Genomic DNA, 22,365 nt, shown 5'->3' with positions numbered 1-22,365 from the left:
AACCGGCGGCACCACGGGAGCTGTCGCCGGCGTGCTGCTCGCGCGCACGCACACCGTCCGGTAACCTGCGCAACCAGTTCAAGCCGAAGCCGCTCCGCGGCCGGCCAACCAGGGGGAACTGAGTGACGCAATCTTCTCGTCGTTTCGCCATGCTCGCCATCGCGCTGGGCATGACACTCCACGGCACCGGATGCACCGTTGCACAGCCCGACCCGGGCGACGTCGCCGTCTACCAGGACCGCCCGTACCTGTTCGGCCACGAAGGCATCCGGCCCGAGGTGCTGGCGGAAGGCCGCGACGTGACCTGGATGTCGACCAACGTCATCTACGTCACCACCGCGCCGCAGACCCTGCACATCCCGTTCCAGGACCTCTCGTCCATGGACAACATCCTGCTCGACTTCGACACCAGCGTGCAGCTGCGCGTGATCGATGCGGCCGACACGCTCAAGCGCTTCGGCCCGCAGTGGTGGGCCAACAACGTGCTGTCGCCGTACAACTCGATCGTCCGCCGGGCGGTCAAGTCCGAGAAGATGGCGCAGATGATGTCCGACCCCGTGGCGGCGGAGAAGGTCGACCAGGAGGTCACCGAGCAGCTGCGCGCGCTGGTGAAGGCATCCGGCATCCGCGTGGAAGTGATGGCGGTCAACCTCGGCAAGGCCAAGCCGAACGAGAACGTGCTGACGCAGATGAACAACACCGCGGCCGAACAGCAGCGCAACCTGACGCTGGTCGCCGCCACCATCGCCGAGCAGCAGCGCAAGCTGGAGCAGGAAGCCAAGGCCGACGCGGACAACGCCTATCGCAACAAGATGGGCCTGTCGCCCGAGCAGTACCTGGCCCGCCAGCTGGCCGAGATCCAGGCCGAGGCCTGCAAGACCGCCACCGCGTGCTACCTCGTGCCGCAGGGCACCAGCATCGTCTCCAAGTGAGGCGCTGGCGGCTTCCTTCGGGAAGCCGCTTTGGTTAGCGGTCGCTTTCGAACGGCCGCACCATGGCCTTGAGCAGGCTCTGCTCGTCGTCGTCGCCGGTGAGTTCCCACATGAAGACGCCGCGCAGCCCGCGGTCCTTCGCCAGTCCGGCGCGCAGGCCAATCGACTTCGGGTCTTCGTAGCTGACGAAGATGCGCTCCGCCGGATTGAACAGCCACGGCGACTGCGCCGTGTCGTGCCAGTGCTGCTGCCACTTCGGATCGCTCAGCAGGCGCGCCTTGATGTCGCGCCAGTCGCCCGCCTGGAACGGGGCGCTGTAAGGCTGGTACAGGCCATCGCCGGTGTCGCTGGTGACGCGATAGCCACGGCCGTAGAACGGCACGCCCAGCACCAGCTTGTCCGCGGGAACGCCGTGCTGGAGGTAGTAGTCGACGCCGCCCTCGACATTGTTCCAGCGCCGCAGGTCCGGTTGCAGCGGATCGGCCGGGTCGGCGCGCAGGGGCGCGTTGAACGCGGCCACCGGCGAGAACGTCGTGCCCATGTCGTAGGTCATCAGGTTGATGAAATCCAGCGTCTCCGCCAGCTCGGCCAGTTCGAAGCTGCGCGCGGGATCGTACGGGCCGGCCGATTGCATGCGACCCACCGGCAGCGCGGCGGTCAGCAGGAACTTCTGCTTGCGCGCTTTGGCGGTGGCGTCGAGCTGGCTGCGGAACTCGCGCGCCAGCAGGGTCATGTTGCGCTGGTCGTCTGGCCGCGCGGCGAGGTGGGTGGGCCCGCCGTAAACCGGGAACTCCCAATCGATGTCGACCCCGTCGAACTCGCCGCGGTGCCGGTCGAAGAACAACGCCATGCACGACGCCACGAAGCGCTTGCGGCTGGCCGCCGTCAGCGCGGCATCGGAGAACCCGCCCGCTTCCCAGCCGCCGATCGAGATGAGGGTGCGCAAAGAAGGATGCTTGCGCTTCAGGTCAGCGAGCGCGTTGAAATGTGCGGCGGCCTCGGGCGCGACCGCGCAGCGTCCGTCCTCGATTCGCGCGAACGCGTAGAACACGTGCGTCAGCTTGTCGGCCGGAATCTGCGCGACCGGATAGCGCGACGCCGAGCCACCCGGGTAGTAGGCGCCGATGACATGGCTCGCAGGCGCGTCGCCTGCCTGTGCGGGCGCGAACGCGATGGTGGTCGCGGGGATCGCGAGGAGGAGGGTGGCGAGGGTCCGCAGGAAACGTCGGAGCATCGAGGGTTGCCTAACTGGAAGTACGCCGGCCGGAAGATGCCTGAAAAGAGAACGGCGGGGCAAGCCCCGCCGTTCCGATGGTCGATCCGACTGCGTTACTGCTTGGTCGGAACATTGACCTTGTCGATGCCATGGATGACGCCATTGCTCGAGCCGATGTCGGCCGAGGTGACGTTCGCGCCGTCAATGCTGACCTGGTCATCGGTCATCCTGATCGGAGCGGACTGGCCGTTGACGGTCTTGGCGGATTCCCACTTGCCGATATCGGCAACCATCTTGCGACCACTGACGACGTGATAGTTCAACAGGGATACGAGCTCTTGCTTGTTCTCGGGCTTGAACAGGTTTTCCAGGCGACCTGCCGGGAGCTTTTCGAACGCTGCGTCGGTCGGCGCGAAGATGGTGAACGGCCCGACGCCGCGCAGGGTGTCGCTCATTCCCGCGCGATCGATGGCTTGCCCGAACGTCTTGAACGAGCCATTGGCGGCGGCAGTATCGACGAGGTTCTTGCTGTTCGGGGTGTTGTTGACGGTATTCATGGAATTGGTGCCTTTTGTGCGATCCGTATTGCACGGAATCGAGGGCGGCCGAAGCCAGGCCCCTGCCAGTGGCGGGGCGATAGGGCTCAGTGCGGGTGGGGGATGGGACGTGCTGCGCGGCTGAGTGGCCGTTACGACTTTGCGTCGTAGTGCCAGCGGAGCTTGCGCCGCGAGCCGTTAGGTAATGGTGATCTGACGACCTGATCGCGATCATGTTCATCGCGCAGTGTGCAATTCGATTCAAGACCAATTTCGCTGGCCTGGCTGCGCCGGCAGCGGTATAACGCGGCTTCGGGCCTGTGGTGGTGGGGCGTCATGACAGATCGCATCGCTTCATGCAGTTGCGGAAAGCTCAGCGTTCGCACGCGGGGCGAGCCGATACGCATCTCGATCTGCCATTGCCTGGCATGCCAGCGGCGGACCGGTGGGGTGTTCAGTACGCAGGCCAGGTTCCCGCTCGACGCGGCGACGATCGACGGACCGAGCAGGGAGTTCGTGCGCGTCGGCGATGAGGGCACCTCGGCCCGGTTCCACTTCTGCCCGGAGTGCGGCTGCACCGTGTACTACCTGATGGACGCGTTTCCCGATGCGATCGCCATCCCGGTCGGTGCCTTCGCCGATCCGGAGTTCCCGCCGCCGCGCGTGTCGGTCTACGGGGTGCGCAAGCACGCCTGGGTTCGCCTTCCGGACAGCATCGAGCACTTCGACTGAACCGTCACGCGCCATCGCTGATTGATCAGCTGCGCAGGGCGCGCGCCGGCCTCGTGCGTACCTATGTGCTGCACGTCGTCTGGTTCACGGCCATGTGCTGCTTCGTCGGCTTCCAATGGGACCAGCGAGGCCTCACGACCTCGGTGATGCTGGCACTCGTCACCGTTCCGCCGGTGCTCTTCTATACCGTCCGCGTGCACAGGATCTGCCGCGCCATCGATCCCAGGGCCCGCACTGTCGGGCTGGTGCCGGTGCTGGTGACCACGATCGTGTTGAGCCCGTTCGAGTCCGGCCTCATCCTTCCGGCCAAGAACCTGTTTGTGGCAAGCCGCATTCTCAAGGCGCACGCAGTCGCCTTGCCCACGGCGCAGGAGGCGCCGCTCGAACCCGCATGAAGATAATTGCTGCCACCTACGGCACCGAGGGCGATACCCGTCCGCTGGCCGCGCTTTGCCATGTGCTGCGCAACGCCGGCCACGATGCGCGCCTGCTCGCAGACGCCGGGACGCTCGGCAGCGCGCATGCGCTCGGTGTGCCGACTACCGCGCTTGCAGGCGACATCCGCGGCGCGCTCGAGCCGGGGCAGGGCATCGGCACGGTCGTCGGCGGCAGCAGCGACCTCAATGCCACGGCCAAGGCGCTGGCCGCGATCGCCAACACCCATGCGTCGGCCTGGTTGCGGACGATCCTCGATGAAGCCCGCGACGCCGATCTGCTGCTGGTGTCCGGGATTGCCGCGTTCGTCGGGCTGGCCGCGGGCGATTGCCTGCGCATCCCGGTGATCGGCACGGGCATGATCCCGCTGTCGCCGACGCGAGCGTTCCCGTCGCCGTTCCTGCCGCCTTCGCTGGTGCCGCGCGTGCTCAACCGCGCCAGTCACCAGCTCGTCGCCTCGATGATGTGGCGCGCATTCCGCGCATCGACCAACACCGCGCTCACCCAGGTCGGCGGCCTGCCCGCGCGCAAGCGCATGTGGGAAGGCCATCCGATGCTCTACGGCGTGTCGCCTTCGCTGCTGGTCGCGCCGGACGACTGGCCGGCCAATACACTCGCGTGCGGGCAATGGATGCTGCCATCTCCGAACTGGACGCCACCGGCGGAGCTGGAGGCATTCCTGGCAGCAGGCGAGCCGCCGATCTACATCGGCTTCGGCAGCATGACCGGCTTCGATACTCAGCGGCTGAAACAGGCGATGGTCGCCGCGTTGCGCGGTCGCCGCGCGCTGTTCCACGCCGGCTGGAGTGGCGTCGACACGAGCGATCTACCGGCCAACGTGCTGGCCATCGGCGAGACCGCACACGACTGGCTGCTGCCGCGCACTGCGCTGGCGATCCACCACGGCGGGTCGGGTACGTCGCATTCGGCATGTCGCGCCGGAGTGCCGTCGGTCGTGGTGCCGTTCGCCGGCGACCAGTTCTTCTGGGCGGCGCAGATGCACAGGCGTGGCGTCGCCCCGCCTGCGGTCAAGGGCCGCGACATCAGCGGCGACGTTCTCGCGCAGCGCATCGACCAGGCGCTGGCGGCGCCCGTGGGCGAGCGTGCCCGCGAACTGGGCGCACGCATGCGCGAAGAAAACGGTCTGGCGACCGCGCTTGCGGCGATCGAACGACTCAGCGCACGCAACTGACCGATGCGACGGGCCGTCGTTACTCCTCGCGCCCGGTGGCATCCAGCACGCTGTTGCGCAGCGTGACGATTTCCTTCTGCAGCCGGGCGAAATCCTTCGCGGTCAGGCCCGTTGCATCGCCGAGGTCGATATCGACCCGGTCGCGCAGGCGCTGTCCGGCGCGCGTCACCCGCACGCGCACCTGGCGCTCGTCGGCAGGATCGCGCGCACGCTCGACATACCCCATCGCCTCGAGCTTCTTGAGGATGGGGGTGAGGGTGTTGGACTCCAGGAACAGCTTCTCACCGAGCCCGCCGACGGTCTGGTCGTCCTGCTCCCACAGCGCCACCAGCGTGACGTACTGGGTGTAGGTGAGGCCGAGCTCGTCGAGGATGGGCCGGTAGATCTTTCCGAAGGCGAGGTTGGCCGAGTAGACGGCAAAGCACAGGAACTCGGACAGCTTCCGGTCCGGGCCCCGTTCATTCGTTTTGGCTTTCATGGATGCCTCCGATGGAGCGCGATATGACGCCCGGACTCTAGCACGTATGCGATGCAATCGCTAGCGTGATATATTCCGTCCCGCCATTGAAATCGACCTGGCGGGCTCCATCTTCTGCATCGCGTCCGTTCCACACGCATGCGATTAACAAAGATTGAACAATTGGAGAGCATCGATATGACCACCGAGACTGCCATCCTGGCCGGCGGCTGCTTCTGGGGCATGCAGGACCTGCTGCGCCGCTACCCCGGCATCGTGTCCACGCGCGTGGGTTACAGCGGCGGCGATGTCGCCAATGCCACCTACCGCAACCACGGCACCCACGCCGAGGCCATCGAGCTGGTGTTCGACCCGTCGGTGATCAGCTATCGCAAGATCCTGGAGCTGTTCTTCCAGATCCACGACCCGACCACGAAGAACCGCCAGGGCAACGATGTCGGCCTGAGCTACCGCTCGGCCATCTTCTATACGAACGACGAGCAGAGGAAGACGGCGGAGAACACCATCGCCGACGTCGACGCGTCCGGACTGTGGCCGGGCAAGGCCGTCACCGAAGTCGCACCCGCCGGTCCGTTCTGGGAAGCCGAGCCCGAACATCAGGATTACCTGGAGCGCTACCCCGAGGGCTACACCTGCCATTTCATCCGGCCGGAGTGGAAACTGCCGGAACGCGCGTGATACCAGGCCAGTGACAGGTGCGCGCGGGCAACGATCACACAATGGTTGCCCGCGCGCGGTCCTGCACTTAGGCTTGGCATCGTCCTGCGCATGTGGAATACGGCGGGACCGGGCGGTGGGGACCGCCTGGCACGCTCGAACCAAGCTGGTTCGGACCACATCAATCAGGGGACGAAAGGATCATGCGGAAGCACTTGTTTTCCGTGCTGGCGGCGACTGCGCTCGTGCTGGCACACGGGCTCATGCCTGCGATGGCGCAGGACGCGGGCGGCGGTGAAGCGGATATCTCCAGCCTGCCGTGGCAGGTCGGCCCGGCCAAGGGCGTGATCGCCGACAAGGCCGTGATCGACGTGCCCAAGGGCTATGCCTTCCTCGGCGCGGCCGGCACGCGCAAGCTCAACGAAATGATGCACAACCCGTCCGGCGAAGGCGACGAGTACACGCTGGCGCCGAAGGACCTGAGCTGGTTCTCGTTCTTCAGCTTCGACGACGTCGGCTACGTGAAGGACGACGAGAAGCTCGAAGCCGACGACATCCTGGCCTCGATCAAGGAAGGCACCGACGCCTCCAATGAAGAGCGTCGCCAGCGCGGCTGGGAAACGATGCACATCCAGGGCTGGAGCTTCAAGCCGCAGTACGACAAGAACCTGCAGCTGCTGGAATGGGCGGTGCTTGCCGAAGTGCATCCGTCGAACCACAAGGTGGTCAACTACAACACCCGCCTGCTCGGCCGCCACGGCGTGATGGAAGTGGTGCTGGTCGCCAATCCGGAAGACCTCGACGCCGCCATTGCCGACTTCAAGGGCCTGGTGCCCGGCTACACTTTCAATGCCGGCGAGAAGTACGCCGAATACCAGGCGGGCGACCACGTCGCCGAGTACGGCCTGGCCGCGCTGATCACCGGCGGTGCCGCGGCAGTGGCGTCGAAGAAGGGTTTCTTCGCTGCGATCGCGGTGTTCCTGGCCAAGGCGTGGAAGCTGGTGCTGGTGGGCCTGGCCGGTGGCTGGGCGGCACTGCGCAAGATGCTGGGCAAGAAGGACGGCGCCTCGGAATGAACCTGCCGATGGAGTTGCTGCTGGTGTTCGGCGTGTTCGCGCTTTACCTGCAGGACTCCATGCTGCTCCTGCACTACGACGAGGTAGTGCTGGAGCGGTCCGGGTGGCGCTGGCGGGCTTCGACCGGATCCGGCTTCGAGCTGGCCGGTCGGCGCCTGTACCTGCCCGATCCGTGGCGTCCGACGACCGCGATGTTCCGCCTGACCTGGCTCGGCGAAGGCGACCTGTCGCCGCCGCCGCACTGGTCCGGTCTGAATCATTTCATTGCCGCGCTGGACGCACTGAAGGGCGGCTGCCGGTTGCTGTGGCTGCTCATGCTGCTGGTGCTGCCGCTTCTGCTGTGGCGCTACCCGCATCCGCTGGTGCTGCTGGCATTGCTGGCAACCGTGTATGCCACCTGTGGCTGGCTGGTGCTGCAGCTGTGGCGGTACCGGCGCGTGTTCGGGCTGAGCACGCGCGAGGTCGGTTCGATCGGCTTCGAAGCCGTGTGCTGCCCGCCGCATGCGATCAACCTGGTCCGGCGCCTGACACTGCGACGCGGACTGCGTGGCAATGCCATCGACGTGGCCAACCGCGTGCTGGACCGCGAAGATGCCACGCGGATCGGCCGCGCGATCGGTGAACGCATGGCGCTGGCGCTGGACTTCGCCGAAGGCGACGAACAGCTGCTGCAGGCAAGGCAGCGACTGGAGATTCTGCAATGACGACGACCGAACTGATGGTGATCGTGGGCGGTGGCGCGCTGGGCTACTGGCTGGTCGCGGTGATGTTGCCGAGCCTGCGCCAGGGCAAGGCCTCCGCGCCGCCGCCGCTGCCGCAGGCACAGGCGCCAGGCCAGATGTGGCACGAAGTGCTGGGCATCAGCGCCGATGCCACCCGCGAGCAGATCGAGGCGGCGTACCGGGCGAAGAAGGCCGAGTACGATCCGGCGCGGGTCGCGAGCATGGCGCCCGAGGTCGGCGAATTCATCCGGCATCGCAACGAGGAGCTGGACCTGGCCTTCGATGCCGCGCTTCGCGACCTGGAATGGCTGCGCCCGCGCGGACGGGAGTTCTAAGGGCTACTTGTAGGCGATCGCCGCACTGGCCGGTCCGCCCAGCGGCAGCACTTCGGTGCGCTCGAATCCGGCCTCCCTGCACCAGCCGTCGAAGTCGCGCGCGGTGAAGTCGAACGCATCGCCGAACTCGATCAGCATGTTCAGCGACATCATCAGGCCGAAGGCATTCTCGCGCCGGTCGTCGTCGATGAGGTTCTCGATGATGACGAACGCGCCGCCCTTGCGCAGCGAATCGTATGCAGCGCGGACGAGGTGGCGTTTCCCCTCCAGGTTCCAGTCGTGGAGGATCAAGCCCATCGTGATGATGTCGGCACTGGGCAATGGCTGGGTGAGGAAATCCAGCGACTGCGCGCGCACCTGGTCCGACAACCCCGCCTTCGCGATCTCGCGTTCGGCGATGGGCGTGACCACCGGCAGGTCGGCGCTGATGCAGCGCATGTGCGGGTGGCGCCTGGCCACGGCCATCGACAGCTGACCGGTGGCGCCACCGACATCGCACAGCGTGGTGTAGCGCGAGAAGTCGAACGCCTCGGCGAAGGCCTTGAAGTTGCCGGCCGAGATGCCCGCCATCGCCCACATGAACTGTTCCAGCCGGGCCGGATCGCGGTACAGCTCGTCGAACATCGATGCGCCGGTGCGCTTGATCTCGTTCTGCGGCTCGCCGCTGCGCAGCGCTTCGCTCAGGTCGCTCCAGAACGGGTACAGGCGATCGTTGGCCATCGACAGGAAGCCGCCGATGTAGCCCTTGCTGGCGCGGTCGAGGAACAGCGCGGTCTCGGCGGTATTGCGGTACAGCGCCTGCGGCCCGTCGCCGTCGCGCTCCAGGAAGCCCAGCGCCAGCAGCGTGTCGAAGAAGTCGGGGTTGGCGCGCGGGCTCAGCCCCAGCGAGGCCTGCAACTCGGCGCCGGTCATCGCACCGGCGGCCCCCAGCCGCGAGAACACGTCGAGGTCGACGGCCGACAGCAGCGTCTTGGCGGGCCAGAAGCCCATGCCGACCTCGATGATCCGCGCAGGGGACAAGTCGTTCATGGCGCACCTCGGCAGACCGGGATCTGCAGAACAACGCACCCCGGCCCCCTCCACGGCCACCCCAACTCACCGTAGCCCGGGTAAGCGAAGCGCACCCGGGAGCCGGCGCATCACCTCACCTCACCTCACCGATGAGCCGCCTCATCCCCATGCAGCGTCATCAACGACTGCATCAGCTGCTCGTCACTGCTCGAGCACACGCCCAGCAGCACCACCTCCTCGCACCCCTCCGCGGCCACATAGGCATGCCCCATGTTGGAGTCGATATACACCGACTCCCCAGCCTCCAGCACGATCGGGTCGTAGAACTCGGTGTGCACTTCCGCGCGCCCTTCGAGCACGTAGATGTACTCCTCGCCCGAATGCCGGACCAGGTCTCCGAACTCGCGGATGCTCTTGGCGCGCACGCGCGTGACCACCGGAATCATGCGTTTGCGGCGCAATTCCGGGCACAGGTAGTAGTAGTCGTAGTTGGTCGTGTTGACGCGGATCGAGTCGTCGAGGCGGCCGATGCTGCGGCGCGCGGTCACCGCCGGCTCGGAGGCTTCGTCGGTCTCGGCGAACAGCTCGGACATGCGCATGTTCAGCCGCTGGCTCAGCTGCAGCAGCTTGTCGTAGCTCAACGTCAGCCGGTCGTGCTCGATCTTGGACAGCGTCGACAGCGGGATGCCGCATTTCTCGCTCATCTCCTTGAGCGTCCAGCCGTTACGCGCGCGCAGCGAGCGCAGCAGGCTGCCAATCGTGGGGTGTTGCGAATTCATGGACGTGGGGGCTCCTGCCGGGCGGGTCCCGGGGTGTGCCTGGCGGCGGACCGGGGGACTGGTGGCCATGATCCCGCCTTTTGCCGACCTTGGCCAGAACGGGTTGACAATTCTCCGATTAGGATCATTAATGCCGAAACAGGTCGATAGTCGGCCTGAGTGCGCCCGGATTTCCCGGTTGCGCCAGCGGGATCCGCCCTTCGGGCATGAACTTGGGGAGTACGTGTCGATGCGTCTGACTGCAGTCTCGTGCCTGATCGGGATGATCCTGGCCGGTTCGCCGGCCTGGGCCCAGCAAGGGCAGGAAATCAAACCGCCGGTGTCGGTGCCCGACGCCCCGGCTGCGGTCGTGCCGCAGACGCCGGCCGTGGCCACCGATGTCCCGGTGCCGGGCGAGTCCGCGCTCAACCGCGCCGACGTCGAAGCCTGGCTGGACGGCTTCATGCCCTACGCGCTCAAGCGCGGCGACATCGCCGGCTCGGTGGTGGTGGTGGTGAAGGACGGCCAGGTGCTGCTGCAGAAGGGCTACGGCTACGCCGATGTCGCTTCGCGCAAGCCGGTCGATCCCGACAAGACCCTGTTCCGCCCCGGCTCGGTGTCCAAGCTGCTGACCTGGACCGCGGTGATGCAGCTGGTCGAGCAGGGCAAGCTCAACCTCGACGAGGACATCAACAAGTACCTCGACTTCACCGTGCCGGCACGCGACGGTAAGCCGGTGACGCTGCGCCAGGCCATGACCCACACCACGGGCATGGAAGAAACCGCGCGCGCACTGATCGCCAACGACCAGAAGGGCTTCCTCGACCTCGAGACCTACCTCAAGCACTGGGTGCCCACGCGCATCTACGACCCGGGCACCACGCCGTCGTACTCCAACTACGCCACCGCACTGGCCGGCTACGTGGTCCAGCGCGTGTCGGGCCAGTCGTTCGACGACTACATCGACCAGCACATCTTCAAGCCGCTGGACATGCAGCACTCGAGCTTCCGCCAGCCGTTGCCGAAGAACCTGCAGGCGCTGATGTCGAGCGGCTATTCGCAGGCGTCGGAAGGCAAGGCCAAGTCGTACGAGATCGTCAACCCGGCCCCGGCCGGCAGCCTGGCCTCGACCGGCGCGGACATGGCCAAGTTCATGATCGCGCACCTCAACAACGGCGCCTACGGCGACGCGCGCATCCTGTCGGAAGCCACCGCGCGGCAGATGCACGACACCACGCTGACGATCCTGCCGCCGCTCAACCGCATGGCGCTGGGCTTCTACGAGGCCAACATCAACGGCCACCGCTCGGTCGCCCATGCCGGCGACACGCAGTGGTTCCACACCGACCTGCACCTGTTCCCGGATGACGGCGTCGGCCTCTACATCTCGGTCAACTCCGGTGGCAAGGAAGGCGCGGCCCACGTGGTCCGCAACGAGCTGTTCCACGAGTTCGCCGACCGCTACCTGCCCGGCCCGAACGCCGAAGGCAAGGTCGACGAGGCCACCGCCAAGCAGCACGCCGCGCAGATCGCCGGCCGCTACGACAACAGCCGCCGTTCCGAAGATGGCTTCGTCGCCATCGCCTACCTGCTCGGACAGACCACCGTCGTCGCCAACGAGGACGGCACGATCACCGTGCCCGACCTGCTCGGCGCCAACGGTGCGCCGAAGAAGTGGCGCGAAGTCGCCCCGTATGTCTGGCGCGACCTCGACAGCTCCGACCGCATCGCCGCCAAGCTCGTCGACGGCAAGGTCGTGCGCTTCAGCACCGATCCGATCTCGCCCTTCATGGTCTTCGACCGCACGCCCTGGTACCGCTCGGGCGGCCTGTTCCTGCCGATCCTCGCCATTGGCCTGGGCGCGCTGCTGCTGACCGTGCTGGCCTGGCCGATCTCGGCCCTCGTGCGCCGCCACTACAAGGTTGCATACAAGCTCACCGGCGCCGACGCCACCTGGCACAAGCGCATCCGCCTCGCCTCGCTGGCCGTGGTGGTCGCACTGGGCGGCGCAGTGGCCATGGCCATCGCGATGCTGAGCAGCCTCGACATGCTGTCGCCGGCCAACGACAAGTGGGTGCACCTGCTGCGCCTGCTGAACCTGGTGGTGCTGCCGCTGGCGGCGGTGGTCGGACTGGCCAATGCATGGCACGTGCTGCGCAGCGGTCGCCGCTGGCCGGCCAAGCTGTGGAGCGTCGTGCTCGCGCTGTCGATGCTGGGGCTGCTGTGGTTCGGCATCGCCCAGAACATCGTCGGCTACGGCGCCAACTACTGACGACGGCAGGAATACATCAGTGGCTACTGCCGTCAGTGTCGAACTCCGCAATGAACTGCTTCGCCTTGCCAAGCCGTTCCGCATCTCCGGTCACGTCTTCCGCGATTCGCCGGTGACGGTGGTGACCCTGCGCCATGGCCCGCACACGGGCCGTGGCGAAGGGGCAGGGGTCTATTACCTGCGCGACGAGCCCGCCGACATGCTGGCGACGCTGGAGTCGCACCGCGACGTGATCGAAGCCGGCATCAGCCGCGAGGAACTGCGCGCGCTGCTGCCGCCCGGCGGCGCCCGCAACGCGCTCGACTGCGCGCTGTGGGAGCTGGAAGCCAGCCGCGCCGGCGTGCCGGTGTGGAAGCTGGCCGGGCTTGAAACGGCACGACCGCTGCTCACCACCTACACGCTGGGTGCGGACGAGCCGCAGGTGATGGGCGCCGGTGCAGTGGCCTACTCGCATGCCCGCGCGATCAAGATGAAGCTCACCGGCGAAGTCGACATCGACATCGACCGCGTGCGCGCAGTACGCGCCGCGCGTCCGGACGTCTGGCTCGGCGTCGACGCCAACCAGGGTTATGTCGCCGCCACACTGCAGCGCCTGATTCCGGTGCTGGTCGACGAGAAGGTCTCGCTGCTGGAACAGCCGTGCGCGCGCGGTGACGAATCCTGCCTCGATGGCCTGAGCTGCCCGGTCGACATCGCCGCCGACGAAAGCGTGCAGGGCCTGGACGAGATCGAGCCGCTGCTGGGCCGCTTCGACGTGGTCAACATCAAGCTCGACAAATGCGGCGGCCTCACCGAAGGCCTGCTGATGGCCGAGCGTGCACGCGCGCTGGGCCTGCAGGTGATGGTCGGCAACATGATCGGCACCAGCTGGGCGATGGGCGCCGGCTTCGTGCTCGGCCAGCATTGCGACATCGTTGACCTCGACGGTGCGCTGTTCCTGGCGCAGGACCGCAGCCCGGGGGTGATCTACGCCAACGGCCAGGTCGACTGCCCCGGCAACGTCTGGGGCGGTTGCTGACGATGGCGGCCAACGTGCGCAGCAGCCGGGACCTGTTCGGCCAGCCACGTGGCCTCACGGTGTTGTTCCTCACGCAGATGTGGGAGATCTTCTCCTACTACGGCATGCGTTCGCTGCTGGTCTATTACATGACCAAGCAGCTGTTGCTGGGGCAGCAGCAGGCGTCGCTGGTGTACGGCGTCTACACCGCGACCGTCTACTTCACGCCGATCATCGGCGGCGTCATCTCCGACCGCTGGCTCGGCCGTCGCCGCGCCGTGATCATCGGCGCTTCGGTGATGGCATTCGGCCATTTCCTGATGGCCTCCGAGAGCCTGTTCTACTTCGCGCTGGCGGCGATCGCGCTCGGCAACGGCCTGTTCCTGCCGAGCCTGCCCAGCCAGATCGACAAGCTCTACGCCAAGGACGATCCCCGCCGCGGCTCGGCCTACAACGTGTACTACGTCGGCATCAACGTCGGCGGCCTGCTGGCGCCGCTGGTCTGCGGCACCCTGGGTGAACTCTACGGCTGGCACTACGGTTTTGGCGCGGCCGGCATCGGCATGCTCGCCGGCCTGGTGATCTACGTGCTGGGGGCACGCCACCTGCCGGACGAGGGCCCGCGACGCCATGATGCGCCGGCAGCGCAGAAAGCCGCGCTGCAGCGCCACGAACTGTGGGCCCGCGTGCGCGTGCTGGCGGCGATCGCATTGACCGTGATGCTGTTCCGCGGCGCCTACGAGCAGCTGGGCAACACCATCGCGCTGTGGGCGGACACCGGCGTGAACCGCGTGCTCGGCGGCTTCACCATCCCGATGACCTGGTTCCAGTCGCTCAATCCGCTGCTGGTGATCGTGCTGACGCCGTTGTTCGTCGCGCACTGGACGCGGCAGGCGCGCAACGGTCGCGAACCGGCACCGGCACGCAAGATGGCAATGGGTGCGCTCGGCGTCGCCTGCGCCTACCTGATGCTGGCCGCGGTCAGCGCGATGACGCCGGCCGGGCAGGCGAGCTGGGTCTGGCTGGCGCTGTTCTTCCTCATCCTGACTTCCGGCGAACTCTTCATCCTGCCGATCGGCCTGGGCCTGTTCGCGCGCCTGGCGCCGGCGGGGCACGGCGCCACCACCATCGCCGCGTGGTTCTTCACCACCTTCGGCGGCAGCCTGCTCGCCGGCGTGCTCGGTACCTACTGGAGCGTGCTCGGTCCTTCTTCCTTCTTTGTACTCATGGGCGCGGTCGGCATCGCCGCCGGCGTCCTGCTGTTGCTGCTCGACCGTCCCACCCGCCGGGTGGAAGCGGTCGCGCAGTCGCCCGCGGCGGCCACGACCGTGGCCGCGGCAACACCTTAGTCCGCACAACCAGTCCACCAGCTTCCAGTTCACCAGGGGAACGAAGACATGTACGACGTTGACGCAAGCAGCAACAAAGCCAACACGAAGCGCACGTCGATGCGTACGCTGCGCCGCAGCCCGCTGGCGATGGTCATCACCGGCACGCTGGCGATGGCGGTGGCAGGCTCGGCCTTCGCCCAGGACGCCGCCTCGGCCGGCGGCCACAGCGCGACCGAGCTGGACAAGGTGGTCGTCACGGCCAACAAGCGCTCGGAGAACATCCGCGAGGTGCCGTCCTCGATCAGCGTGATCACCGAAGAGAGCATCGAGAACGCGCACGCCACCCAGCTCAGCGACTTCCAGGCCACGGTGCCGGGCCTGTACATCAGCACCAATGGTTCGCCTGGCAAGACCCAGGTCTCGCTGCGCGGCGTGTCGCCGCTGTCGTCCAGCGCCACGGTCGGCACCTACCTGGACGAAACCCCGCTGGGCTCCAGCGGCATCTACCAGGCCGCCAACTTCTTCGCACTCGACCTGCTGCCCTACGACATCGGCCGCATCGAAGTGCTGCGTGGCCCGCAGGGCACGCTGTACGGCGCCAGTTCGATGGGCGGCCTGGTCAAGTACGTGTCGGTCGCGCCTGACCTGACCACCACCGAGTTCCGCGTCGGCGGCGGCCTGTCCAGCGTCGAGGATTCCGGCGACGTGGGCTGGAACGCGCGCTTCGGCGCCAACCTGCCGATCGTCGACGACCGCCTCGGCCTGCGCGTGAGCTATGCGCAGAACGAACTGCCGGGCTACATCGACAACGCCGTCACCGGCGAGGAAGACATCAACTCGGGCAAGCAGACCAGTGCGCGCGTGGCGATGCGCTGGCAGGGCGAGACCGCAACGCTCGACCTCACAGCGATGCGCCAGACCGTCGACAGCGACAACAACGCCCAGGTCGCGCTCGACCCGGACACGCTGAAGCCGCTGTTCGGCGACCTCACCAACAACGTCTTCGTCGACGAGCCCTTCTACAAGGACGTCGACTTCTACTCGGCCACGGTCAACTGGAACCTGGGCTGGGCCGACTTCGTCTCCGCCACCGGCTATTCGGAGTCGCGCAGCAACCAGCGCCAGGATTCGACCATCCAGTTCGGCGGCGTCGCCGACCTGCTGCTGGGCCTGCCCGAGCCGGGCAGCTCGTCGTTCGACATCGGCCTGGACCTGGACAAGTTCACCCAGGAGTTCCGCCTGGTCTCGAAGGAGAACGGTCCGTTCGAATGGATGGCCGGCGTGTTCTACACCAAGGAAGACGCCCTGCAGACGCAGGTCGCCAAGTTGAACCAGCTCGACGGTTCGCCGCTGCCGGCGCCGTACGACAGCATCGCCGGCACCCTGGCGGTGATGGCGATCCCGAGCACGTATGAAGAAACCGCGTTCTTCGCCAACGGCGCCTACAACTTCACCGACGACTTCAAGATCGGCGCCGGCGTGCGCTGGGCGCGCAACGAACAGGACTTCTCGCAGAACGTCACCGAGGGCATCCTGCTGCCGATCGCCAACACGCCCAACAGTTCTTCCGAGGACGTGTTCACCTGGAGCCTGAGCCCGCAGCTGCAGCTCAGCGACGACGCGATGATCTACGCACGCGTCGCCACCGGCTACCAGCCGGGCGGCCCGAACGTGCTGGTGGAAGGGCTGCCGTCGCAGGTCGATTCCTCGACGCTGACCAACTACGAGCTGGGCCTGAAGTCGCTGTGGCTCGACAACCGCTTCCAGTTCGACCTGACCGGCTTCCACATCGCCTGGGAAGACATCCAGGTGGCCTCGGTGGTCAACGGCGTGTCGGGCCTGGTCAACGCCGGCAAGGCCAGCAGCACCGGCATGGAGCTGTCGACGGTGTTCCATGTCACCGAGAACTTCCAGGTCGGCGTCAACGGTGCCTACACCGATGCCAAGCTCGACGAGGACTTCCCGGTGATCCGCGCAGCGTCGCCGCCGTACCTGGTGGAGATCACCAGCGGCGCCAAGGGTGATGCCCTGCCGTACGTGCCGGAGTGGGCGTGGAATGCGACGGCCGATTACTACATGACGCTGTCCAACGGCTGGACCGCGCACTTCGGCGGCGCCCTGCGTTACGCCAGCGAGCGTCGCAACGGCACCACCACGCGCCAGGACATCCTCGACGGCACGACCACGCCGCCGGCGCTGCTGATGAGCGATGTCACGCCGCCGCTGGAACTGGACGCCTACACCGCGGTCGACCTCAATGCCTACATCAGCAACGAGAACTGGACGTTCCGCGCGTACGTGAAGAACGTCAGCGACGAGCGCGCCTACCAGTCGATCGGCGACGTCACCAGCGAGCTGACCGACGTCACCGAGAAGCTGGTCGCCTCGCCGATCCAGCCTCGCACGTTCGGCATCGAGGTCGACTACAGGTTCTGACCGAAGATGCAAGCCGCCCGCTCGTTGCACGAACCCGTGTCGCCCGCATTGCCCGCGCCGTACCTGCTGTTCCTGGGGGACACGGTGGAGCCCGGTTACGCCAAGACCGCCTTCGGTCTGCGTGACTGGGCACCGGAGCGGTGTGTCGGCGAGTACTTGTTACCCGGCGCCCGTGTCAGCACGGGCCTGCCGGCCATGTCACCGTCGCAGGCGCACGCGTTGGGGGCGCGTGCGCTTGTGATTGGTGTTGCCAATGCCGGTGGCGTCATTCCCGAACATTGGGAGGCGGCGCTGGTCGCGGCCGTCGAAGCCGGGCTGGACATCATCAGCGGCATGCACATGCGCCTGGCGGATCTGCCTTCACTGCAGCGCGCCGCCACGCGCCATGGTCGCCGATTGATCGACGTGCGGCGGCCGCCGGACAAGTTGCCGATTGCCAGCGGCCGCAAGCGCAGCGGCAATCGCCTGCTGACGGTGGGGACCGATTGCGCGCTGGGCAAGAAGTACACGGCGCTGGCACTTGCTCGCGGCTTCACCGCACGCGGGCTGGATGCGGACTTCCGCGCCACCGGCCAGACCGGGATCCTGATCGCCGGTGGTGGCATCCCGATGGATGCGGTCATCGCCGACTTCGCCGCCGGTGCGGCCGAGTTGCTCACGCCGGATGCCGCGGCGTCGCACTGGGACGTGATCGAAGGGCAGGGCTCGTTGTTCCACCCGGCCTACGCCGGCGTGTCGCTGGCGTTGCTGCACGGCAGCCAGCCGGACGTGGTGGTGGTCTGCCACCAGCCCGGTCGTGATCGCGTGCTGGGCCATGCGCACTACGCGGTGCCGAGCATCGAAGACACGATTGCACTGAACCTGCAGCTGGGCCGTCGCACCAATCCGCAGATCCGTTGCGGCGGCGTCAGCCTCAACACCGCCCACCTCGACGAGGACGCCGCGCGTCGCCTGCTGGCGGCGGAAAGCGACCGCCTCGGTTGCGCCGTCGCCGACCCGATCCGCGGCGGCGCCGAGTTCGAAGCACTGATCAACCAATGCCTGGGATGAACATGTCCGGTACGAAGCAACGAACCCTGCTCAAGATCGTACCGGCAGTCGCCGGCCTCGCCTTCAGCTTTGCCGCATGGGCGGCGCCGCCGGCCGACCTCGACGCGCACGTCAACGCGGTGATCCGCGAACAGGGCGTGCCCGGCATGGCCGTCACCATCGTCGAGCAGGGCAAGGTGGTGCACGCCAAGGGTTACGGTGTGCGCAAGCTCGGTTCGCCCGAACCGGTCGACGCCGACACGATCTTCCCGACCGGATCGACCGGCAAGGCGATCACCACGGCCGCGCTGGCCGTGCTGGTGGACGAAGGCAAGATCGGCTGGGACGACAAGGTCATCGACCACATCCCCGGCTTCCAGATGTACGACGCCTGGGTCACGCGCGAGATGACCATCCGCGACCTGCTCGTGCACCGCAGCGGCCTGGGCCTGGGCGCGGGCGACCTGATGTTCGTGCCGCGCTCGTCGCTGAGCCGCGCCGAAACCGTGCGCCGGCTGCGCTACATCAAGCCGGCGACCAGCTTCCGCAGCGGCTATGCCTACGACAACCTGCTGTACGCCGTTGCCGGCCAGCTGATCGAGGAGGTCAGCGGCCAGGACTGGGAAACCTTCGTGCGCGAGCGCGTGCTCAAGCCGGCCGGCATGCGCACCTCGACCACGCGCGACGTCGACCGCTGGGCCACCGCCAACCGCGTGCAGCCGCATGCGCGCATGGACGGCGGCTTCCGCGGCGTCGGCAAGCAGGAAGTGCTCGACGAGCGCCAGAGCCTGGGCGCAAATGCGTCGCCGGCCGGCGGCGTGTCGTCGAGCGCGAACGACTTCGGCCATTGGCTGCAGATCCAGCTCGCCCATGGCGCGTTGCCGGATGGCAAGGGCCGTCTCTTCAGCGAGGAGGCGTCGCGCCAGATGTGGACGCCGCAGGTGCTGATGCCGATCGACGCCTATCCGGCGCCGATTGCCGAGGCCACGCCGCAGTTCTCGGCGTACGCGCTGGGTTGGGACGTGCGCGACTACCGCGGCGTGAAGATTCTCGAGCACGGCGGCGCGGTGTTCGGCGTGCAGACGCTGGTGGTGCTGATCCCGGACAAGCAGGTCGGCTTCTCGTTGCAGATCAACTCCGAGGACGGCGTGGTCCTGCGCGGGCTCGGCTACGAACTGCTCGACCACTACCTTGGCGCGCCGCACCGCGACTGGGTGGGCGACTTCGTTGCGTACAAGAAGGGCCGCGTGCAGGGTGCGCTGGATTACCTGGCCAAGAGCAAGGCCGAGAAGAAGCCGTCACGTCCGTCGCTGCCGCTGGACGGCTACGCCGGCAAGTTCGCGGACCCGTGGTACGGCCCGATCGAGATCGCCCAGGAGAAAGGCCGCCTCCGCCTGAACTTCAAGCAGACGCCGAACATGGTCGGCACCCTGGAGCACTGGCAGTACGACACGTTCAAGGTCAGCTGGGACGATCGCACGGCCGAACCGGCTTACGTGAGCTTCGCGATCGATGCCGACGGCAAGGTCGACCGCATCACGATGAAGCCCGTGTCGCCGCTGGCGGATTTCAGCTGGGACTACCAGGACCTGCTATTCACGCCGCAAGGGGGCGGCTGAAGAACGTGCGGCGCCGGACTCTCTCCCGGCGCCGCACTGCAGGTTCGTGATGCTTACTGCGCCTGTGCGACCGGCGCGCCCGGCGGGAACGTCGCGAACATCTTGTCGACGCTGGCGAGCATGTTGGTGGTCTGCTGCTGCGGATTCGACGGCACCGTGCCCTGCGCGATGCCGCGCCAGATCGCGCGCTTGCTCTGCGCGTCGAACATGTCCAGCACCAGCGTGCCGTAGGTGTAGGCGCGGGTCGTGGTCGAGCCGTAGCTGGCACCCCAGCCCCAACCGCCGCAGCAACCCCAGCCGCCCCAACCGCCGCCCCAGCCCCAGCCGCCCCATGCCGGGCCGCTGTAGAAACTGTCGAGGCTGTAGCGCGTCTCGGTGGCGACGTTGGCGACGATGTCGATCTGCGCTTCGGTGGACTGTGTCCAGCCGCGCTCGCGCAGCTTGGCGTCGACCGCGGCGACCAGGCGCTGCTGCTCGAGCGGCGAATAGCCTTCCGGCTTCTGCGCCCAGCGGTAGGTCCGGTACTGGCCGAAGCTCACGCCCGGGTCGTAGTCGGTAAACACGGCCGGCGTGGTGACGCAGCCAGAGATCATCGCGATGCCCATCGCGACGACGAAAATGAGTGTGCGTTTCATGGCCGGCTCCCAAGTGGCGGCAACATCAGCATACGCCTGCGGCTGTCAGGCAAGCGAGAGGGGGCGAGGGGCTTTCTGAAGCATTCAGTCACGCTTCGACGGCCGTCACGATGGCGCCACGCGCCGCACCGCACTCGATCCGGGCTGGCTGTAATCTCCGCTGCTGCGCCCGGGGGTTCGGGGCGATCGTGTGACGGGGGCATTCACGATGAAAGCGACGTTGGCCGGGGTCACCCTGGCTGCAGCCATGTTCCTGCCGGGGGCGCAGGCGTTCCGCGATTCGCCGGTCAGCGCGCCGGCCATCGGCGCCTGCACGGCCGAGCAGCTGCTTGGCGCGGTGCCGGAACCAGACGAGGTCGAGGCACACCGCGGCGCGCCGCTGCCGGTGATCAGCTACCCATTCGGAACCGAACAGGACCTCTGGGGCATGGAGTTGACGTTGCGCGTCGACGAGGGCGGGCGCGTGGTTTGCCACGGCCAGCTGGGCGCGTTCGGCCAGCCACTGAACATCACCCCGCCGCGCCGGGAAGCGCTCAACGCCATCTGGTACGCGCCATTCGTACGCAACGGCCGGGCCGTTCCGGCGATCGTCAAGGAACGGGTCGCAGAGCAGGAACTGGCGGAAACGCATGTGTCGTTGCCGTCGGCTCCGCAGGACCAGATCCGCATTTCGCTGGAGCGAACCGGCTGCTACGGCAGCTGTCCGCAGTACCGGGTGCAGGTGCAGGGTGACGGCCTGGTCACCTACCAGGGCGGCGAGTTCGTCGATGTTGCCGGGCGCCATCAGTTCCGGGTTCCCCGCGGAGAGGTCACCGCGCTGATCGACAGCCTCAGGGCCAAGGACCTCTGGTCGCTCCGGTCCGGCTATCGCAGTGGCATCACCGACCACCCGACCTACGTGCTGACCTTCGAGATCGGCGGGCAGGTGAAGCAGATCGAAGACTACGTCGGCCAGATGGCGGGTATGCCGCCGCTGGTGACCGCGTTCGAGAACGAGGTCGACAAGGTCGCGCGTACGGACAAGTGGATAAGGATCTCCACCGAGTCAGTGGATGCCCTGGCGGCCGAAGGTTTCAGGTTCGATTCCGCTGACGGCGCGGAGATGCTGGCGCGAGCGGTGGCCAACGACGAAGGCAAGGACGACCTGGCGATGGCCAGGCTGATCGAACTGGGCGCTCCGATCAGCGGCGCCGAACCTTCCAGGTATCTGCTGGGGAGCCACGGCCCGTCGGTGCTGGGCGATGCGCTGCGCGCCCAGCGCGTGGCAGTCGTACAGGCCCTGATTGCAGAGGGCGCGCTGGCAACCAACGGCAAGCCCGACCAGGCCAAAATCGACGCCGCTTTCCGCGACGCCATCGCCGGCGGAAGCTTGGCGCTGGTCAGGATGATCTGGGACGTGCCTGGCGCAGGAGTGCATCCGGCACTGACTTTCGACGACAAACCTGAGGATGGCAGGCCGGACGACGGCAAGCTGGCGCAAGGCAAGCGCTCGGCGGTATCGCTGCTGCTGACGCACCCGGGCTGGAGCAAGACGGAGCGCTGGGAGGGGCTCGAGATCGCCCGATGGCTGGAGCTCCAGGGCGTGGACATCCACGCGTCACGCGCCGACGGCGACACGCTGCTGCACATCGCCGCCGAAGCGGACGATGCGCGCTTCGTGCGCTACCTGCTCGACCGCGGCCTCTCCGCTTCGGCGCCGGGCACTTACGGCTTGCCGCCGCTCGGGTCGGTGGGTGACGAGGAAGTCGCCCTGCTGCTGCTCGAGGCGGGGACGGACATGTCGCAAATGGGCGACTTCGCCGGATACGCCCGCGACCAGCATTGGCAGCGGGTCGTCGCCTGGCTGAAGGACCACCCGGCGGCACGGCCTCCGCGGCGCGGAAGCGCTGACCTTGGCGCTGACCGTTCGTCGGAACCCGCCCCAGAGCCGCTTGCGGATGTTTCATGTAAGTCATAGGCTCGATTA

The 22,365-nt window shown here is 67.1% G+C and carries 21 protein-coding genes; 15 read left to right on the top strand and 6 right to left on the bottom strand.

Annotated features, from left to right (window positions below):
• The first annotated feature begins 149 nt into the window (after positions 1 to 149).
• Positions 150 to 932, top strand: a complete 783-nt coding sequence (locus ACFOPO_RS09475; RefSeq protein ID WP_386703289.1) for an SPFH domain-containing protein — start codon at positions 150 to 152, stop codon at positions 930 to 932.
• 34 nt (positions 933 to 966) lie between these two features.
• Here ACFOPO_RS09475 and ACFOPO_RS09470 read toward each other — a convergent pair whose 3' ends face one another.
• Together ACFOPO_RS09470 and ACFOPO_RS09465 are read right to left on the bottom strand one after the other, a co-directional pair.
• Positions 967 to 2,166 carry a glycoside hydrolase family 18 protein gene (locus tag ACFOPO_RS09470; RefSeq protein WP_386702958.1) on the bottom strand — a complete coding sequence of 400 codons (1,200 nt, stop codon included), beginning with the start codon at positions 2,164 to 2,166 and terminating at the stop codon, positions 967 to 969.
• 95 nt (positions 2,167 to 2,261) lie between these two features.
• Entirely contained in the window at positions 2,262 to 2,705 is a 444-nt protein-coding gene (locus ACFOPO_RS09465) for a fasciclin domain-containing protein (RefSeq protein WP_386702957.1), read from the bottom strand.
• A gap of 315 nt (positions 2,706 to 3,020) precedes the next feature.
• Between ACFOPO_RS09465 and ACFOPO_RS09460 the strand changes: the two genes are divergently transcribed.
• From ACFOPO_RS09460 to ACFOPO_RS09450, 3 genes are read left to right on the top strand one after another with little or no spacing between them, the layout of a single operon-like run.
• Positions 3,021 to 3,416: a GFA family protein gene (locus ACFOPO_RS09460; RefSeq protein ID WP_386702956.1), complete on the top strand. Its 396-nt coding sequence runs from the start codon at positions 3,021 to 3,023 to the stop codon at positions 3,414 to 3,416.
• Between the two features lie 53 nt (positions 3,417 to 3,469).
• Entirely contained in the window at positions 3,470 to 3,811 is a 342-nt protein-coding gene (locus ACFOPO_RS09455) for a hypothetical protein (protein WP_386702955.1), read from the top strand.
• Entirely contained in the window at positions 3,808 to 5,043 is a 1,236-nt protein-coding gene (locus tag ACFOPO_RS09450; protein WP_386702954.1) for a glycosyltransferase, read from the top strand. The genes ACFOPO_RS09455 and ACFOPO_RS09450 overlap by 4 nt, the downstream gene beginning before the upstream one ends.
• 19 nt (positions 5,044 to 5,062) lie before the next feature.
• Here ACFOPO_RS09450 and ACFOPO_RS09445 read toward each other — a convergent pair whose 3' ends face one another.
• Positions 5,063 to 5,521: a MarR family winged helix-turn-helix transcriptional regulator gene (locus ACFOPO_RS09445; RefSeq protein ID WP_386702953.1), complete on the bottom strand. Its 459-nt coding sequence runs from the start codon at positions 5,519 to 5,521 to the stop codon at positions 5,063 to 5,065.
• 177 nt (positions 5,522 to 5,698) lie between these two features.
• On the opposite strand from ACFOPO_RS09445, the gene msrA reads away from it, so the two are divergent.
• The 4 genes from msrA (at position 5,699) to ACFOPO_RS09425 (ending at position 8,311) form a co-directional block, all read left to right on the top strand.
• The gene (msrA, locus tag ACFOPO_RS09440; RefSeq protein WP_386702952.1) at positions 5,699 to 6,199 is read left to right on the top strand and encodes a peptide-methionine (S)-S-oxide reductase MsrA; all 501 of its coding nucleotides are present in this window, start codon (positions 5,699 to 5,701) and stop codon (positions 6,197 to 6,199) included.
• 182 nt (positions 6,200 to 6,381) lie between these two features.
• Positions 6,382 to 7,254, top strand: coding sequence for a DUF2167 domain-containing protein (locus ACFOPO_RS09435; protein ID WP_386702951.1), 873 nt, complete (start codon positions 6,382 to 6,384; stop codon positions 7,252 to 7,254).
• Positions 7,251 to 7,958 (top strand): hypothetical protein, encoded by a 708-nt coding sequence (locus ACFOPO_RS09430; RefSeq protein WP_386702950.1) that lies wholly within the window; start codon positions 7,251 to 7,253, stop codon positions 7,956 to 7,958. The genes ACFOPO_RS09435 and ACFOPO_RS09430 overlap by 4 nt, the downstream gene beginning before the upstream one ends.
• Positions 7,955 to 8,311 (top strand): hypothetical protein, encoded by a 357-nt coding sequence (locus tag ACFOPO_RS09425; RefSeq protein ID WP_386702949.1) that lies wholly within the window; start codon positions 7,955 to 7,957, stop codon positions 8,309 to 8,311. Before ACFOPO_RS09430 ends, ACFOPO_RS09425 begins: the two co-directional genes overlap by 4 nt.
• Before the next feature lie 3 nt (positions 8,312 to 8,314).
• On the opposite strand, the gene ACFOPO_RS09420 is transcribed toward ACFOPO_RS09425, so the two are convergent.
• Entirely contained in the window at positions 8,315 to 9,340 is a 1,026-nt protein-coding gene (locus ACFOPO_RS09420) for a methyltransferase (RefSeq protein WP_386702947.1), read from the bottom strand.
• Between the two features lie 125 nt (positions 9,341 to 9,465).
• Positions 9,466 to 10,101 (bottom strand): helix-turn-helix domain-containing protein, encoded by a 636-nt coding sequence (locus ACFOPO_RS09415; RefSeq protein WP_386702946.1) that lies wholly within the window; start codon positions 10,099 to 10,101, stop codon positions 9,466 to 9,468.
• 229 nt (positions 10,102 to 10,330) lie between these two features.
• Here ACFOPO_RS09415 and ACFOPO_RS09410 point away from each other — a divergent pair, with 229 nt between their 5' ends.
• The 6 genes from ACFOPO_RS09410 to ACFOPO_RS09385 all read left to right on the top strand — a co-directional run bounded on the left by ACFOPO_RS09410 (position 10,331) and on the right by ACFOPO_RS09385 (position 19,764).
• The gene (locus ACFOPO_RS09410; protein ID WP_386702945.1) at positions 10,331 to 12,352 is read left to right on the top strand and encodes a serine hydrolase domain-containing protein; all 2,022 of its coding nucleotides are present in this window, start codon (positions 10,331 to 10,333) and stop codon (positions 12,350 to 12,352) included.
• Positions 12,353 to 12,371: 19 nt separating this feature from the next.
• A complete protein-coding gene (locus ACFOPO_RS09405) occupies positions 12,372 to 13,370 on the top strand; it encodes a dipeptide epimerase (RefSeq protein WP_386702944.1) in 999 nt (332 codons plus the stop codon).
• A gap of 2 nt (positions 13,371 to 13,372) precedes the next feature.
• A complete protein-coding gene (locus ACFOPO_RS09400; RefSeq protein ID WP_386702943.1) occupies positions 13,373 to 14,698 on the top strand; it encodes a peptide MFS transporter in 1,326 nt (441 codons plus the stop codon).
• 99 nt (positions 14,699 to 14,797) lie between these two features.
• On the top strand, positions 14,798 to 17,116 hold the full coding sequence (locus tag ACFOPO_RS09395; RefSeq protein ID WP_386702942.1) for a TonB-dependent receptor: 2,319 nt from the start codon (positions 14,798 to 14,800) through the stop codon (positions 17,114 to 17,116).
• Between the two features lie 6 nt (positions 17,117 to 17,122).
• Positions 17,123 to 18,166 carry a DUF1611 domain-containing protein gene (locus ACFOPO_RS09390; RefSeq protein ID WP_386702941.1) on the top strand — a complete coding sequence of 348 codons (1,044 nt, stop codon included), beginning with the start codon at positions 17,123 to 17,125 and terminating at the stop codon, positions 18,164 to 18,166.
• A 2-nt stretch (positions 18,167 to 18,168) separates the two neighbouring features.
• Positions 18,169 to 19,764, top strand: coding sequence for a serine hydrolase (locus ACFOPO_RS09385; RefSeq protein WP_386702940.1), 1,596 nt, complete (start codon positions 18,169 to 18,171; stop codon positions 19,762 to 19,764).
• A gap of 53 nt (positions 19,765 to 19,817) precedes the next feature.
• Here the strand turns inward: ACFOPO_RS09385 and ACFOPO_RS09380 are convergent, their stop codons facing one another.
• Positions 19,818 to 20,399 carry a DUF4136 domain-containing protein gene (locus ACFOPO_RS09380; RefSeq protein WP_386702939.1) on the bottom strand — a complete coding sequence of 194 codons (582 nt, stop codon included), beginning with the start codon at positions 20,397 to 20,399 and terminating at the stop codon, positions 19,818 to 19,820.
• 208 nt (positions 20,400 to 20,607) lie between these two features.
• Here ACFOPO_RS09380 and ACFOPO_RS09375 point away from each other — a divergent pair, with 208 nt between their 5' ends.
• A complete protein-coding gene (locus ACFOPO_RS09375; RefSeq protein WP_386702938.1) occupies positions 20,608 to 22,356 on the top strand; it encodes a DUF6438 domain-containing protein in 1,749 nt (582 codons plus the stop codon).
• Positions 22,357 to 22,365: the final 9 nt, after the last annotated feature.

This window comes from Lysobacter sp. GCM10012299 (genome assembly GCF_042649405.1).
Taxonomy (GTDB): Bacteria; Pseudomonadota; Gammaproteobacteria; order Xanthomonadales; family Xanthomonadaceae; genus Lysobacter_J.
The sequence above is the reverse complement of the archived record's forward strand: the minus strand, read 5'-3'. Positions and strand labels throughout refer to the sequence as shown.